Origin of the sequence: Rhizobium sp. FKL33, from assembly GCF_005222915.1 — a bacterium.
GTDB lineage: Bacteria > Pseudomonadota > Alphaproteobacteria > Rhizobiales > Rhizobiaceae > Rhizobium_E.
The window spans coordinates 23,273-38,449 of sequence record NZ_STFX01000031.1 but is presented as its reverse complement, the minus strand read 5'-3'; the positions used below and the strand labels follow the sequence as shown (position 1 = coordinate 38,449).

The following is a 15,177-nucleotide window of genomic DNA, read 5'->3' as shown; positions in this document are numbered from 1 at the left end:
CTCACGCGCTCGCGCGATGGCGGAGCACCACGGCTTCGGCGGGCGCGATCGCTTCCGGCGTGCCGGCGGTCGCCCAGTCGCCGTCGAGCAGCAGGCCTTTCAGCCTGCCCGCCTTGATCGCCCGGTCGAAATAGATGTTGAGATTGAAGGCGCCCTCCGGCGCATCGGCGAACAGTCTGGAATTAAGCACGATCGCGCCGGCATAGATCACGCCTTGCCCGCCCGTCTCAGCGGTCGCCTCACGGGCGCGGATCAACTCGCCGCCCTCGACCAGCCGGAAGTCGTCGCCGCCGTCATGGCCGGTCGCCTTTTCCGTCGGCGCCAGCAGCATCGCCATGTCCATGGTCGCCGGGTCGAAGAAGCGCGCCAGCCTAGCGAGATTGCCTGTCTCGCCCTTGCCGTCGCCGGCCCAGAACAGATCGGCATTCATCACATAGACGAGCCCCTCGGGCAGCAATTTCAAGCCCTTGACCAGCCCGCCGCCTGAATTCAGCAATGCGGCGCGTTCATCCGAAATCAGGATCTCCAGCCCGGAATAAGCGCTGAGATGCGCCTCCATCTGCTCGGCGAGATAATGCACATTGACCACGGTCCGGCGCACCCCGGCCTCTTTCAATGCATCGAGCGCATAGTCGATCAGCGGCTTGCCGGCGATCGGCACAAGCGGCTTCGGCATCGTGTCGGTGATCGGGCGCATGCGGGTTCCAAGCCCCGCCGCCAGCACCATGGCGTTTTCGATCGTCATGATCTCAATCTTCGGGTGATTCGGCTACGGGGATTCCAGCCTTCCTGATCCAGTCGCGCAAGGGGGCGCAGACAGGATGTTCGAGCGCCATGGACAGATGCCAGAGCGTGCGCGGCATATGCCGCATATAATGGGGCATGCCGTCGCGCTTCAGGAGCCGCACCCAGAGCCCGTTCAGCCGGCAAGCGCGCTGCGCCGACATGATGGCGAAGGCCTTGAGGAAACTGTCGCGGTCGAAACCGCCTTGGGCGGCGCGATCGTCCATATAGGTCTCGATCAGCTTTTCCATCAGCGGCCGTTTCACCGTCACCCGCGCGTCCTGAGCGAGCGACACGACGTCGTAAGCGGACGGCCCGATAATGGCGTCCTGGAAATCGATCACGCCGATGCGCTGGAAACCCGCCCTTTCCGGCAACCACAGAAGATTGGGCGAATGGTAGTCGCGCAGCGCCAGCCGCCTTTCGACTGTGGCCAGCTCATCGATCAGATGGTCCCAGATGGCGAGATAGTCTGATTTCTCGGACTCGTCGACTGCAGTTCCCCGCCGCCAGGGAATATGCCAGTCGATCAGCACCTCGGCTTCGAATTTCAGTGTTTCACGTGAAAATTCAGGCAGCTGATGCCATTCGCCGGCTTGGATCTCCAGCCGTTCGGGCGTCGGATGCCGGTGGTAATCCGCCAGCAGCTTGACCGCTTCGACATAGCGTTCCGGGATCGGCCGGCCTTTGTCGTCGAGCACGCCTTGCGAGCCGAGATCCTCGATCAGCAGCAGGCCTGCGTCCATATCGGCGCCAAAGATCTCCGGCGCCGAGACGCCGAGCGAGCGCAGATAGCGCGCCACCGCCACGAAGGGCTTCACATCCTCGGCCAGATGCACGAGCTGCGAATAGGGCTTGCCGTCGCGGATCGGCGGACCGTTGGAGCGCCGGGGCGCATCCATCAGCACCAATTCTTCGCCGCTGGGCGTCGTCACCCGCTCATAGGCGCGGAAGGAGGAATCGCCGGTCAGGAAGCGGCGGCGGACCACTTCGCCGCGCTGGTCTTCGAGAAAATGCCGGATGGCCAGCACGCGCTCGAGACGCGTGGCGAATCGCTCATTGCTGGTTTCGATCGTCAGCCGCCGCCCGTCGCTTTCGTGGGAAATGGCGATGCGGATCGCGTCCTTCGGCAGGCGCGCGCCGGCGCGGTCGGGCCATTCGATCAGCGCCACGCCATCGGCGAGCGCTTCGTCGAGGCCGAGTTCGTCCAGTTCGCTCTCGTCGCCGAGACGGTAGAGGTCGAAGTGATGGATGGGAAAGCGGAGTTCGTAGCTCTGCACCAGCGTGAAAGTCGGGCTCGGCGCTTCCAGCTCGTCGTCATCGGCGACCGCGCGGATCAGCGCGCGGCTGAGCGCGCTCTTGCCGGCGCCGAGATCGCCCGTTAGCGCCAGGCAGTCGCCGGGCTTCACGGTCAAGGCAAGGTCTTCGCCGAGCCGCCGGGTTGCGGCTTCATCGGGCAGGAACAGGCTGATGGATGACGTCATAGAGCGACCTTGTCGAGCCGCGCCGCCGTCGCCATGCCAGCCGGAATCCGGCAGGTGATGCGCGTTCCCGCGCCGGGCGCGCTGTCGACGGCGATGCGGCCGTGATGCAGGCTGACGAAACTGTCGACGATGGCGAGGCCGAGGCCCGCGCCGGATTTGCGTCCGCCATTGTTGCTGGATTCGAAGCGGTTGAAGATCTTCTCCACCGCTTCCGCGCTCATGCCGGGGCCGGGATCGCTGACGGTGAACAGGAAGTCCTCGCCGTCCCGCCAGCATTTCAGTCCGATCGAGCTCCGCTCGGGGGCGAAATTGGCGGCGTTGGTCAGAAGCTTGATGAAGATCTGCTTGAGGCGCTGATGATCGGCATAGACGACGCCGAGATCGTGATCGGCGGTGATCTTCAGCGTCACCTGGTTTTCCTGCAGCTTGTGCGCCACCTGCAGGGCCACTTCGTCGAGCAGGTCATTCACCGTCACCGCTTCGTAATGCAACTCCATGATCCCGGCATCGACGGTGGCGAGGTCGAGAATGTCGTTGACCAGCGTCAAGAGCACCGAGGAGGAGTTGGAGATGTGGTCGAGATATTCGGCCTGGCGCGACGTCAGCGGATCCATGCCCTGCGTGCGCAACAGATCCGTAAAGCCGATGATGTTGGTGAGCGGCGAGCGCAACTCATAGGAGACGTGCTGGACGAAAGCGTTCTTGAGCTCGTCGGCCTTGTGCAGCGCTTCGTTCTTTTCCTTCAGCGCCCGTTCCGCCAGTTCGCTGGCGGTGACGTTGACGAAGGTCAGCATGGTCTGAGCGTTGGGCAGCGGAATGACGGCATAGTCGAGCACGAGACCGGTCTTTAGCTCGATCTTGCCCGCCGCCTGCATGCGCTGGTCGTTGAAGCTGGTGATGATGCGGCTGAAATTCTTCCAGCCGTCCGCCTGGTCGTAGGAGGGCAGGCAGGCTTTCTCGATGTCCTTGATATGCGTGCCCGGCGCCGCTTCCTCGCTGGTGATGTTCCACAGCGCCCGGAAGGCCGGGTTCGACAGCGTGATGCGTCCATCGGGGGCGAACACCGCCACGCCTTCGGCGAGATGGTCGATCGTTTCGCCCTGCACCTTGAGAAGCGTGTTGTAGCGGGTTTCGAGATCCACCTGTTCGGTGAGGTTCTCGAACACCCAGGTCGCGCCGCCCTGCGGCCGGGCCGTGGCGAAGACGCGCAGCGTCTGGCCGTTCGGCATGTGCCAGAGATCGGTATGCGGATCGATGGCCCGGTAGACCGACAGGATCGTGTCCTTCCAGGCCTTCCAGTTCAGCTGTTCCGGCAGGCGGCCCGCCGCCCGCAGCCGGTCGAGGAGCTCGGCATGGTCGGGCGTCGATTCGAGGAAGGGAATGTCGAGATTCCACAGCTGGCGGAAAGCCTGATTGTAATATTGCAGCTTCTGCCGCTCGTCGAAGATCGCCACCGGCGTCGCCAGCATGTCCAGCGTCTCGGCATGGCTCTTGATGGTGCGGCGGAGTTCGTCGCGCGCCGCTTCCGAGCGGGAAACGTCGACGGCGATGCCGGCCGAGCCCTCGCGGCTGCGCACATCCACCACGTCGTAGAAGGTGCGGTTGCCATTGACGATGGTCGCGACCTTGTCGCGGAACGGATTGTCATGCGTGGCGGTCGCCTTGATCTTCTCGCGGGTCACCGTTTCCAGCAATTCGCGGCTCTCGCGCACGGCGGCTTCGGGCGATGGGGCGGCCACGGCTTCGCCATAGGCTTCGTTCACCCAGGTCAAAGCGCCGGTCTTGTCGCGCTGCCAGCTCGGCATGTCCACGGCGTCGAGCAGCGTCTGGAAGGAGCGGATCGAGCTTTGCAGCCGTTCGCGCTCGATCTGCAGTTCGGCGAGTTCGGCGCGCAGATTGTTGAGCGCGAGGAAGCGCACGAAAGCCCGGCCGCCGGACACGCGGCCCTGAGCTTCGATCACTTCGTCGCGGTTGGTTTCGACCACGATGTCGAAGCTCGTCGCGCCGCCGCGCAGCGCTTCGACGGCGCGTTCCAGTTCGCCGGCCGAACGCGGTTTCAGCCAGCGGCCGAAGGCGAGGAAATCCCGGTCGTCGCGCGGCGCGCCGGTTTCGATCGGCAATTCGCCGAGCACTTCCGCCTGGCCGGTCAGGCCGTCCCAGATCACGATGCGCCGGTTCTTGTCGGCGATCAGCGCCTCATAGCGCGAAATCTTGCCATGGGCGTCGGAAAGCGCAGATTTGATCTGGCGGTTCTCGTTCTCGACGGCGGTCTTGCGCCGGAGAAGCGTGAAGGCTCCAATCAGCAGCGCCGAGACCAGCCCGCCGACGGAGGAGAGCGCCACGACATGACCGCTGGTGAAGGCGTGGCCCGGGGCATCCGCCGCTTGCGCCGCCGCCGGAAACAGACTGGTCGCGGAATAGAGAAGGCTTCTTGTGCTCAGCCGCATGCGCTTTTTGCCCGCGTCGGGATTGCTCCCGGCTTCCGGCTCGCGCTCGAATAGCCTGTCATATTCCATCATGATCTAGACCAGTCCCCGTACCCTGTTCCGTCATTGTCATGGAGCTCCGCATCGAGCCCGATCCAATTGGATCGTGTGTTCCGCCGCGCATGCGTGGCGGATCGACCCCTGAGTCATTCGGGACCCATGATGGAAAACGCCCGCCGCAAAGCGCCGTTTCCGTCACGTTTCGGTTCGCCGCCGCTCGACCAGCCGTACCGTGACATTCGAATCATGTTCAAAAACAATACTATCTTGCAGTTTGCTCGCAAATAGATTTGGCCAAAAAAGAAGCCGCGCGGCATTTTCGCCGCGCGGCTTCTAGATCTTGTATGGTTAACGGCGTCTTATCAATAGCGGTAGTGTTCGGCCTTGAACGGACCGTTCTTTTCGACGCTGATATAGCCTGCCTGCTCGTCGGAAAGCTCCGTGAGCCTTACGCCGAGCTTGTCGAGGTGCAAACGCGCGACTTTCTCGTCCAGGTGTTTGGGCAGCACATAGACCTGATTCTCGTACTGGCCCTTGTTGTTGAACAGCTCGATCTGGCCGAGAACCTGGTTGGTGAACGAGGCGCTCATCACGAAGGAGGGGTGGCCGGTGGCGTTGCCGAGATTGAGCAGACGGCCTTCCGACAGCAGGATCATGCGGTTGCCCTTCGGGAACTCGATCATGTCGACCTGCGGCTTGATGTTGGTCCAGCGCAGGTTGCGCAGCGCCGCGACCTGAATTTCATTGTCGAAATGGCCGATATTGCCGACGATCGCCATGTCCTTCATCTCGCGCATATGCTCGATGCGGATGACGTCCTTGTTGCCGGTCGCGGTGATGAAGATGTCGGCGGTGGAGACGACGTCTTCGAGCTTGACGACTTCGAAGCCGTCCATCGCCGCCTGCAGCGCGCAGATCGGGTCGATTTCGGTAACCTTGACGCGGGCGCCGGCGCCGGAGAGCGAGGCGGCCGAACCCTTGCCGACATCGCCGTAACCGCAGACCACGGCCACCTTGCCGGCCATCATCACGTCTGTGCCGCGGCGAATGCCGTCGACCAGCGATTCCTTGCAGCCATATTTGTTGTCGAACTTCGACTTGGTGACGGAATCGTTCACATTGATGGCCGGGAAGGGCAGGAGGCCCTTTTCAGCCAGCTGATACAGGCGATGCACGCCCGTGGTGGTTTCTTCCGTCACGCCCTTGATAGCGTCACGCTGTTTGGTGAACCAGCCCGGCGAAGCGGCGAGGCGCTTCTTGATCTGGGCGAACAGGATTTCTTCTTCTTCCGAGCCCGGCAGCGACAGCACGTCCTCGCCGGCTTCGGCGCGGGCGCCGAGCAGGATATACATGGTGGCGTCGCCGCCATCATCGAGGATCATGTTGGACAGGCCGCCATCGGCCCATTGGAAGATCTGGTCGGTATAGGTCCAGTATTCTTCCAGCGTCTCCCCCTTGACGGCGAACACCGGAATGCCGGCGGCGGCGATTGCGGCGGCGGCATGGTCCTGGGTGGAGAAGATGTTGCACGAGGCCCAGCGGACGTCGGCGCCGAGCGCCACCAGCGTTTCGATCAGCACGGCGGTCTGGATCGTCATATGAAGCGAACCGCTGATGCGGGCGCCTTTCAGCGGCTTGCTCTGGCCATATTCGGCGCGCGCGGCCATCAGGCCCGGCATTTCGGTTTCGGCGATCGAGATTTCCTTGCGGCCGAAATCGGCGAGCCCGTAATCGGCGACCAGATAGTCTTGCTTGGCGGTCATTCTTGCGTCTCCAGATGAGTGAGGGACATGCCGCGCTCGGGCGGCCGGGTCACGCGGCGCGCGCCCAGGATTGCATGGCGCGTGGTGTAGCACCCGTCGCTCCGCAAGGCAAGAATGACATAAACAAATCTTTATATGTTTATGAAGCCGTGGTTAGCGCTTCGTCACATTTCTTCGCCGAATTTGTCGGCGATCAGCGCTTCGAGCGTCGCCAGCGCCTCGTCGGCCTGCGCGCCGCTCGCGGTCACGTGGATGGTGGAGCCGGGCCCCGCCGCCAGCATCATCAGGCCCATGATCGAGGTCCCGCCGACGGTCATGCCGTCCTTGCTGACGCGGATCTCGGCGTCGAAGCCCTCCACGGTCTGCACGAATTTCGCCGAGGCGCGCGCATGCAGGCCGCGTTTGTTGATGATCAGAATTTCGCGTTCGAGCATTCTCCCCCCGGATCGCCCTTATTTGCCGTTCAGCACGCGGCTGGCGACATAGATGTATTTTCGGCCGGCGTCGGATGCTTCCACCAGCGCTTTCTGCATGTTGTTTTCGGCGCGCACGCCGGCGAGCTTGATCAGCATCGGCAGGTTCATGCCGGCGATCACTTCGGTATTGCCGCGCGCCATGGCCGAGATCGAGAGATTGGAGGGCGTGCCGCCGAACATGTCGGTGAGGATGATGACGCCATGGCCGTCGTCATTTCCGGTGACCGCGTCCATGATGTCCTGCCGGCGCAGATCCATATCGTCTTCGGGTCCGATGCAGATCGTCGCGAGGGCTTTTTGGGGGCCGACCACATGTTCCAGCGCTGCGCGGAATTCTTCCGCCAAGCGGCCATGCGTCACAAGCACCAGTCCGATCATACTCGGTACAGCTCCTAATCGTGGATCGTAGGGCGGTGCTGTTACCGAATAATCCCGCGTCCGTCCACCGTCAGCGCGCCATCATGGCAAGGAAAGCCGGAAGTTCAAGCCCCAAATTACGATTTGAGACAATCCCGCGCGGATGTCGCGTCCCGCGTCGGGGCTGTTGTGCCGATCAGACGCATCAGCACCGCAAAAGGATCCGAAATCGCGCGATCGAGCGAGAAGAGCGGCAAGCTCAGCCCGCCGGGGCTCGTCCAGCGGCGGTTTTCCGCAGGAATTCGGTTTTCTGCGCTCACCATGACGGGCTCGAGCGCGATGTCCATCACCGCCTCATCGAGCGCTTCGATTTGAAGGAGACCCGCGCCGCGCGATTCGATCAGCCCATGGATCACGGGCGCGCCGCTTGCGATCAATCGTCCGTGAATCCGCGTGAGCCTGGTCTGATCGTCGCTGACGAGCCGGGCAAAACGGCCCCTGAGCGCCGCGCCTTCGATCAGCCGGAGCGCGAGCGCGCTCTTGCCGGAGCCCGAAGCGCCGACGATCAGGATTCCCGTCGTCCCGACCACCAGCGATGTGGCGTGGACGAGCTCGCCGCTCATGACTGGCCCTTTTCGGGCAGTGTGAGGATGAAGCGCGCGCCGATCCGCTCGCCCGTCCCGTCGAGAATATTCTCCGCCGTCAGCGTGCCGCCATGCGCCTCGGCGATCTGCCGGCTGATCGACAGGCCGAGACCGGAGTTCTGCCCGAAAGCTTCGGCGCCGGGCCTGTCGGTGTAGAAGCGTTCGAAGATCCGGTCGATATTCTCCGCCTCGATCCCCGGCCCGTTGTCCTCGACCAGGATCACGCAGTCGCCGCCCGCCTTGCGCATCTTCACGGTGATGCGCCCGCCTTCGTCCGGCACGAAGGAGCGGGCGTTCTCGACGAGATTGGTGATGATCTGGCCGAGCCGCAATTCATGGCCGGTGACGCTGAACTTGCCCTTGCCGGCGCTTTTGAGATCGACGTCCAACCCTATGTCGACCTGCTTGCCCTTGGCGCGCACCTGGCGCGAGATGTCGACGAGGCTTTCCAGCAGCTTGACGAGATCGACGGGTTTCGAATCGGCGCGGGCCAGTTCGGCGTCCAGCCGCGAGGCGTCGGAAATATCCGAGATCAAACGGTCGAGCCGCCGCACGTCGTGCTGGATAATGTCCATCAGCCGCTTCTTGGAGTCGTCGCTCTTGGCGAGCGGCAGCGTCTCGACCGCGCTTCGGAGCGAGGTCAGCGGGTTCTTGAGCTCGTGGCTGACATCGGCGGCGAAACTCTCGATCGCGGCGATGCGGTCATAGAGCGAATTGGTCATGTCGCGGATGGCGGCCGAGAGATTGCCGATCTCGTCCTGGCGGAAGGAGAAGTCGGGGATTTCCTCGCGCGATTTCACCCCGCGCCGGACACGGATCGCCGCCGCCGACAGGCGCCGCAGTGGGTTGGCGATGGTCGAGGACAACAGCAGCGACAGGATGACATTGACCATGGTCGCCACGCCGAACACCCGCATGATGGCCAGCCGCTCGCTATGGACGATCTGGTCGATGTCGCCGGCCTGGGTGGAGAGCAGCAGGACGCCGACCACGGCGCGGAAGCGCTGCACCGGCACTGCGACGGAGACGATCAGCTCGCCTTTTTCGGTCACGCGCACCACTGCGCCGCGCACGCCGGTCAGCGCGTTCTTGACCTCCGGATAGATCATGCCGTCGCCGCCGGGGCTCTCTTTATAGACCGGCAGGTTCGACGGCTGAAGCATTCGGTTGATCCAGGAGGCGAATCGATCCGAGAGCACTGGCGATTCGTCCTCAACCGGGGCGAGATCGAAGCGCAGCACCTGGCCGCGCGAATAGAGAAAGCGCGAATCGAGGATGAGATTGGCGTCCGGATCGAAGATGCGCGCCCGCGTATGGGTCGGCGAGATCAGCCGCCGCAACACCGGCGCCACCCGCTCGGGATCGATCGGGAATTCGAGATCCTCGTCGTTCGGAACCGGGGTGATCGATTGCCCGGCCTGCAATTCGAGCAGCTTTTCCGGATCGATGGTGATCGAATTGGTGTCGACCTGGGCCGAGGCCGAGATCGCCGCCGAGATGATTTCGCCCTGGGTCAGCAGGCTTTCGACCTTGGCGTCGATCAGCCCTTCGCGGAACTGGTTGAGATAGAGGATGCCCCCCACCAGCACCACCAGCGCCACCAGATTGAAGAACAGGATCTGCCGGGTGAGCGAGGAGAAGACCGCATGCCCGAGCAGCTTGCGCAGATAGAGAAACGGGCGCGACAGGCGCAGCCGCTTGCGCTGGCGGGGCTTGGCCGCCGCCTGCGCATCCGTCTTTTTGCTGCCGATGTCCTCAGCGGTCATCGCTTGCTCTTCCCGCCGCCTTGCCGTTCGGCCGCGCTATGCCAGCATTCGGCCATGGCCGCAAGCTCAGGCGCCGGCGGTTTCGCGGAAACGGTAGCCGACGCCATACAGCGTTTCGATCATGTCGAAATCGTCGTCGACCGCCTTGAACTTCTTGCGCAGTCGCTTGATGTGGCTGTCGATGGTGCGGTCGTCGACATAGACCTGCTCGTCATAGGCGGCGTCCATCAGCGCGTCGCGGCTCTTCACCACGCCTGGGCGCAGCGCCAGCGCATGCAGGATCAGGAATTCGGTCACCGTCAGCGTCACCGGCAGGCCTTTCCAGGTGCAGGTGTGGCGCTCCTGGTCCATAGAAAGAAGCCCGCGATCGAGCGACTTGGTCTGGACGGCGCCCGGCTTGGCGGGCGTTGCGGGGCCGGCGGCGGCTGCCGCTTCCCGGCTCGCCACGCGGCGCAACACCGCTTTGACGCGCTCCACCAGCAGGCGCTGCGAAAACGGCTTGGTGATGAAATCGTCCGCGCCCATCTTGAGGCCGAACAGCTCGTCGATCTCCTCGTCCTTGGAGGTCAGGAAGATCACCGGAATGTCCGACTTCTGCCGGAGGCGGCGCAACAGCTCCATGCCGTCCATGCGCGGCATCTTGATGTCGAAGATCGCCAGATGCGGCGGGCGCTGCAACAGGCCGTCGAGCGCCGATGCGCCGTCGGTATAGGTCTCGACTTTATACCCTTCCGCTTCGAGCGCGATGGACACCGAGGTGAGGATGTTGCGGTCGTCGTCGACCAGCGCGATTGTCGCCATGAAAGTCTCCGGTTGCAGGCGCCAATTGTGGCGGCTCTGCCTCTCATGAGTATAAAGGTGGAACAAATTGTGGCAAAGCCTTTTTCAAGGTCTGTTTTCTACGAGAAGGTGTAGTTCGGCAGGCTGTTCTGCGAACCGATTTAGGTCATTTTTAAAACGATTTAAATAGTATGACATTTTTTTAAATCGATTAATGCATTGATCCTATTGGTTTATTCGCGGTAATTTCGCTTGTGCCTTTAAAACATTTATGTCTATGTCCCGTCCATCAACGCTCTGTCTCACTGGGAAAGGACATCGTCATGCAAGAGCTCGGAACAACCAATCCGGATAATCGTCTTAGCGCGCTGGGTTTTGAAGGCGTCGTTTCCGTCCGGTATAACTATTCCGAGCCCGAACTCTATGAGGATGCGCTGCGCAACGGCGAAGCGGTGCTCACCGCCCATGGCGCGCTTCGGGCGCTGACCGGTCAGCACACCGGCCGTTCCGCCAAGGACAAGTTCGTCGTCGACGACGCCTCCACCCATGACAAGATCTGGTGGGACAACAACAAGCCGATGTCGCCGGAGCATTTCGCTGTGCTGAAAGCCGACATGCTGGCTTTCGGCGCCGGCAAATCGCTTTATGTCCAGGATCTGATCGGCGGCGCCGATGCTGAAAACGCCCTGCCGACCCGGATCGTCACCCAGCTCGCCTGGCATTCGCTGTTCATCCGCAATCTGCTGATCCGTCCGCAGCGGGCGGCGCTCGACGCCTTCGTTCCGAAGCTGACGATCATCGATCTGCCCGATTTCAAGGCGGATCCGGCGCGCCATGGTTGCCGCTCGGAAACCGTCATCGCCTGCGACCTGACCAACGGTCTCGTGCTGATCGGCGGTACGTCCTATGCCGGCGAAATGAAGAAGTCGGTCTTCACCGTGCTCAATCACCTGCTGCCGGAAAAGGGCGTCATGCCCATGCACTGCTCGGCCAATATGGGTCCGGAGGGCGACACCGCCGTGTTCTTCGGCCTGTCCGGCACCGGCAAGACCACGCTGTCGGCCGATCCCAACCGCACGCTGATCGGCGACGACGAACATGGCTGGGGCGAAAACGGCGTCTTCAATTTCGAAGGCGGTTGCTACGCCAAGACCATCCGCCTGTCGCGCGAGGCCGAGCCGGAAATCTACGCCACGACCGAACGTTTCGGCACGGTGCTGGAAAACGTGCCGCTCGATGAAAACCGCCTTCCGGATTTCAACGACGCCTCGCTCACCGAAAACACCCGTTGCGCCTATCCGCTGCATTTCATTCCGAATGCGTCGGACACCGGTCTCGGCGGCCATCCGCGCACCATCATCATGCTCACCGCGGACGCCTTCGGCGTGATGCCGCCGATCGCGCGTCTGACGCCGGATCAGGCCATGTACCACTTTCTGTCGGGCTACACCGCCAAGGTCGCCGGCACCGAAAAGGGCGTCACCGAGCCGGAAGCGACCTTCTCGACCTGCTTCGGCGCGCCCTTCATGCCGCGTCACCCGACCGAATACGGCAATCTGCTCAAGGAGCTGATCGCCCGCCACGGTGTCACCTGCTGGCTGGTCAATACCGGCTGGACCGGCGGCGCCTATGGTCAGGGCTCGCGCATGCCGATCAAGGCGACGCGCGCGCTGCTGACGGCGGCGCTTTCGGGCAAACTCAACGACGCCATCTTCCGCCGCGACGCCAATTTCGGTTTCGAAGTGCCGGTGGCGGTCGAAGGCGTGCCGACCAAGATCCTCGATCCCCGCTCCACCTGGATCGACGGCGCCGCCTATGACGCCCAGGCGCAGAAGCTGGTCGACATGTTCGTCGCCAATTTCGCCAAGTTCGAAAACCATGTCGACGGCTCGGTGCGCGACGCCGCCCCCGGCATTCGTCTGGCCGCGGAATAATCGGTTCGGATTCACGTGAAACGGGCGAGATTACTTTCACCAGGCAGGCCCGGCGGCGTCCCTCCGCCGGGTTTTGCTTGTCTGGGCACGCCGCTCATGGCAAAGCGGGGCCAGGAGACTTCGAACCATGGCCGCCGACCCGCTTTACATCGATGACCGGATCGTGATCGCCGGCTGGGAGCTGACGGAGAGCTTCGTCCTCGCGTCCGGTCCGGGCGGGCAGAATGTCAACAAGGTCGCCACCGCCGTCGAACTCCGCCTCAACCTCCTGAACTCGCCGTCACTGCCCGACCGCGTCAAGGCCAATGCTCGCCGCGTCTTCGGCCGCAAGCTGACCAAGGAGGGAGAGGTGGTGATTTTCGTCGACGCCTATCGCTCGCAGGATCGCAACCGCGAGGAGGCGCGCGAACGCCTGAAGGCGCTTATCCTGGAGGCCAACCAGCCCCCTCCGCCGCCGCGCCGCAAGACCCGCCCCACCAAAGGCTCGATCGAGCGCCGCCTCAAGGCCAAGGCCGGTCGTTCAGAAGTCAAGAAGGGTAGGGGCAAGATCGATTCGGATTGACGCCCGTCACGCCCGCGCGTTGCGCATGCGCTGCATCATCCAGGCCGTCGCATAGCCGATCGGCGCCCCGATCACCGCGCCCGCCGCTTTCACCACCGCGTCGTCCAGCCGCGCATGCCGGCTCGGCGAAAGCTCCTGCAGCGCTTCGATCCCGAAGGCCGCAATCACCAGCACAGCCAGCGTCGGCGCCCAGGCTTTGGGATAAGCAAGCACGAACAGCGCGCTCAAACCGGCAAACGCCAGTCCGCGATCAAAATTCACCGGCCCGAAATCATGCGGCCTGAGCCCGATCGGCGACACGGTCACGAAAATGATCACGGCCAGCGCGGCCCAGGCGAGGAATTTGGCAATACGATCTGTCATAATTCCATCATACAACTGATTGCGGCGGCATTGTGCAATGCACATAAGGACGACGCATCGGCAATTTTCCGCGGCAAAAACCTCTCCGCCATCCTGCTCTGGCCTGTCTCGAGCATCTGCAACGCTTTGATTTTGCTCGGTAGACCGGATCCTCGGCACAGGGCCGAAGATAACGGCGGATGGCCGAGTCCTATTCGGTTGACGTCTTGCTCCGCCCCTAATCCCCCTGCCGGGACATTTCCCCGCATGCGCGGGGAGAAGGTGGCGGCAGCCAGATGAGGGGCCGCGCACGCCGTCAACCGCATATGGAACAAAACCCTCTCGGCCGTCATGCTCGGGCTTGTCCCGAGCATCTGCAACGCTTTGATTTTGCTCGCTGGCTCAGATCCTCGACACAAGGCCGAGGATGACGACGTAGCGGAGGTAAGCCCCTCCCCAACCCCTCCCCACAAGGGGGAGGGGCTTATGCTGCCGCACCCTCCAGCCGCAATTCACCTCTCCTCCGCTAGGCAGAACTGTGGGACGTCAGTGTCAACCCCGGGTTAAGCCCCTCCCCTTGTGGGAGGGGTTGGGGAGGGTCTTTCTTAAAAAATCACCCTCCCGAAATTTTTTCATCCCCCACCATCCCCTGCCGCTTATCCTCTCAATTGTCCCATCATCGGCTACACCGCGAGGCGTCGCGGCGAGATGGGGCCGGCGCTGGGGGAAGAGGGACGACGTGAACCCTCTTTCTCCGGGGCTTCGAGAAACGACGACCCCCGAACACTGGGGACCTGGGCGTGAAAGCGTCCCCCAGAGTGGCGTCTCGCAAGGGACGTCATAGTAAGGCCCGCTTTAGAGGCGGATTACCCGCAGGCTCGACCTGCGGCGACGAGCGTCAAGTTCGAGGCACAAACCGCCGAATGCGGGGCGCGACGAGCGTCATATTAAACTAACTTAACGAGGCGTTCTTCGCGCCCCGGCCGAGCCCTCATGGGCGAAGCGAGACAATGACGGACAACTCCGGGCGATCAAAAGCGGCGGAGCGATTTGGCGCGTCTTATGGCCTCCATACATCGAAGCCGCGTATCATCGCTGCAAGGAGAGTGATTCTGATGCTCGTTCTGCCCAAAGGCATTCGCCATATTCCCGGCTTTCTGTCCCGAAGCGCGCAGGAAGACCTCGTCGAGGCGATCAGGCTGGTCGTCGCCGAGGCCCCGCTGTTCACCCCCGAAATGCCCCGCACGGGCAAGCCCATGAGCGTGCGCATGACCAATTGCGGCCCGCTCGGCTGGGTGACCGACAAGGAGCGCGGCTATCGCTATCAGCCCGTTCATCCCGTCACCGGCCGTCCCTGGCCTGCCATTCCCGCTTTGCTCCTCGATCTCTGGCGGGACATGTCGGGCTTTGAAGGTCCGCCAGAAGCCTGTCTCGTCAATTATTATGGACCTGAGGCCAAGATGGGCCTGCATCAGGACCGCGACGAACAGGATCTCGCCGCGCCTGTCCTGTCGGTTTCGCTCGGCGACGCCTGCCTCTTCAGGGTCGGCGGTCTCCGCCGTGAGGATCGCACCGTGTCCTTTCGTCTCGACAGCGGCGATCTCGTGCTGATCGGCGGCGAAAGCCGCCTGGCCTTTCACGGCGTCGACCGTCTCTATCGCGGTACGTCAACGCTTCTGAAACGGGAAGGCCGTATCAATCTTACCTTGAGGCGGGTGACGCCCTGGCGGGGTGAGGGAAATGGATAGTCGGGGGCTGACAGGCCTGGATTGGCGTTGCCGAAACCGGGATGAATCGCGC

Annotated in this window: 13 protein-coding genes; 3 read left to right on the top strand and 10 right to left on the bottom strand. The window is 62.9% G+C overall.

Translation table 11 applies throughout. The features are described 5' to 3' along the window. Window position 1 precedes the first annotated feature (1 nt). The 9 genes from E8Q41_RS18285 to E8Q41_RS18245 all read right to left on the bottom strand — a co-directional run bounded on the left by E8Q41_RS18285 (window position 2) and on the right by E8Q41_RS18245 (window position 10,560). The gene (locus E8Q41_RS18285; RefSeq protein WP_137156993.1) at window positions 2-745 is read right to left on the bottom strand and encodes a nucleotidyltransferase family protein; all 744 of its coding nucleotides are present in this window, start codon (window positions 743-745) and stop codon (window positions 2-4) included. A gap of 4 nt (window positions 746-749) precedes the next feature. Continuing rightward, window positions 750-2,267, bottom strand: a complete 1,518-nt coding sequence (tsaE, locus tag E8Q41_RS18280; protein WP_137156992.1) for a tRNA (adenosine(37)-N6)-threonylcarbamoyltransferase complex ATPase subunit type 1 TsaE — start codon at window positions 2,265-2,267, stop codon at window positions 750-752. Then, window positions 2,264-4,786: a PAS domain-containing sensor histidine kinase gene (locus E8Q41_RS18275; RefSeq protein ID WP_137156991.1), complete on the bottom strand. Its 2,523-nt coding sequence runs from the start codon at window positions 4,784-4,786 to the stop codon at window positions 2,264-2,266. The genes tsaE and E8Q41_RS18275 overlap by 4 nt, the downstream gene beginning before the upstream one ends. 329 nt (window positions 4,787-5,115) lie before the next feature. Beyond that, a complete protein-coding gene (gene ahcY, locus E8Q41_RS18270) occupies window positions 5,116-6,516 on the bottom strand; it encodes an adenosylhomocysteinase (RefSeq protein WP_137156990.1) in 1,401 nt (466 codons plus the stop codon). A gap of 164 nt (window positions 6,517-6,680) precedes the next feature. Beyond that, entirely contained in the window at window positions 6,681-6,950 is a 270-nt protein-coding gene (locus E8Q41_RS18265) for an HPr family phosphocarrier protein (protein ID WP_137156989.1), read from the bottom strand. 18 nt (window positions 6,951-6,968) lie between these two features. Then, window positions 6,969-7,370, bottom strand: coding sequence for a PTS sugar transporter subunit IIA (locus tag E8Q41_RS18260; RefSeq protein ID WP_137156988.1), 402 nt, complete (start codon window positions 7,368-7,370; stop codon window positions 6,969-6,971). Between the two features lie 116 nt (window positions 7,371-7,486). Further along, complete coding sequence (locus tag E8Q41_RS18255) at window positions 7,487-7,972, bottom strand: HPr kinase/phosphatase C-terminal domain-containing protein (RefSeq protein WP_137156987.1); 486 nt, start codon at window positions 7,970-7,972, stop codon at window positions 7,487-7,489. Continuing rightward, a complete protein-coding gene (locus E8Q41_RS18250; RefSeq protein WP_137156986.1) occupies window positions 7,969-9,759 on the bottom strand; it encodes a sensor histidine kinase in 1,791 nt (596 codons plus the stop codon). Before E8Q41_RS18250 ends, E8Q41_RS18255 begins: the two co-directional genes overlap by 4 nt. Before the next feature lie 66 nt (window positions 9,760-9,825). Beyond that, window positions 9,826-10,560 (bottom strand): response regulator transcription factor, encoded by a 735-nt coding sequence (locus tag E8Q41_RS18245; RefSeq protein ID WP_137156985.1) that lies wholly within the window; start codon window positions 10,558-10,560, stop codon window positions 9,826-9,828. Between the two features lie 302 nt (window positions 10,561-10,862). Here E8Q41_RS18245 and E8Q41_RS18240 point away from each other — a divergent pair, with 302 nt between their 5' ends. Together E8Q41_RS18240 and arfB are read left to right on the top strand one after the other, a co-directional pair. Further along, entirely contained in the window at window positions 10,863-12,473 is a 1,611-nt protein-coding gene (locus E8Q41_RS18240) for a phosphoenolpyruvate carboxykinase (protein WP_137156984.1), read from the top strand. 127 nt (window positions 12,474-12,600) lie between these two features. After that, window positions 12,601-13,035, top strand: coding sequence for an alternative ribosome rescue aminoacyl-tRNA hydrolase ArfB (gene arfB / locus E8Q41_RS18235; RefSeq protein ID WP_137156983.1), 435 nt, complete (start codon window positions 12,601-12,603; stop codon window positions 13,033-13,035). 6 nt (window positions 13,036-13,041) lie between these two features. Here the strand turns inward: arfB and E8Q41_RS18230 are convergent, their stop codons facing one another. Beyond that, entirely contained in the window at window positions 13,042-13,398 is a 357-nt protein-coding gene (locus E8Q41_RS18230; protein WP_246660241.1) for a VanZ family protein, read from the bottom strand. A gap of 1,094 nt (window positions 13,399-14,492) precedes the next feature. Here E8Q41_RS18230 and E8Q41_RS18225 point away from each other — a divergent pair. Next, window positions 14,493-15,125 (top strand): alpha-ketoglutarate-dependent dioxygenase AlkB, encoded by a 633-nt coding sequence (locus E8Q41_RS18225; protein ID WP_137156982.1) that lies wholly within the window; start codon window positions 14,493-14,495, stop codon window positions 15,123-15,125. Window positions 15,126-15,177: the final 52 nt, after the last annotated feature.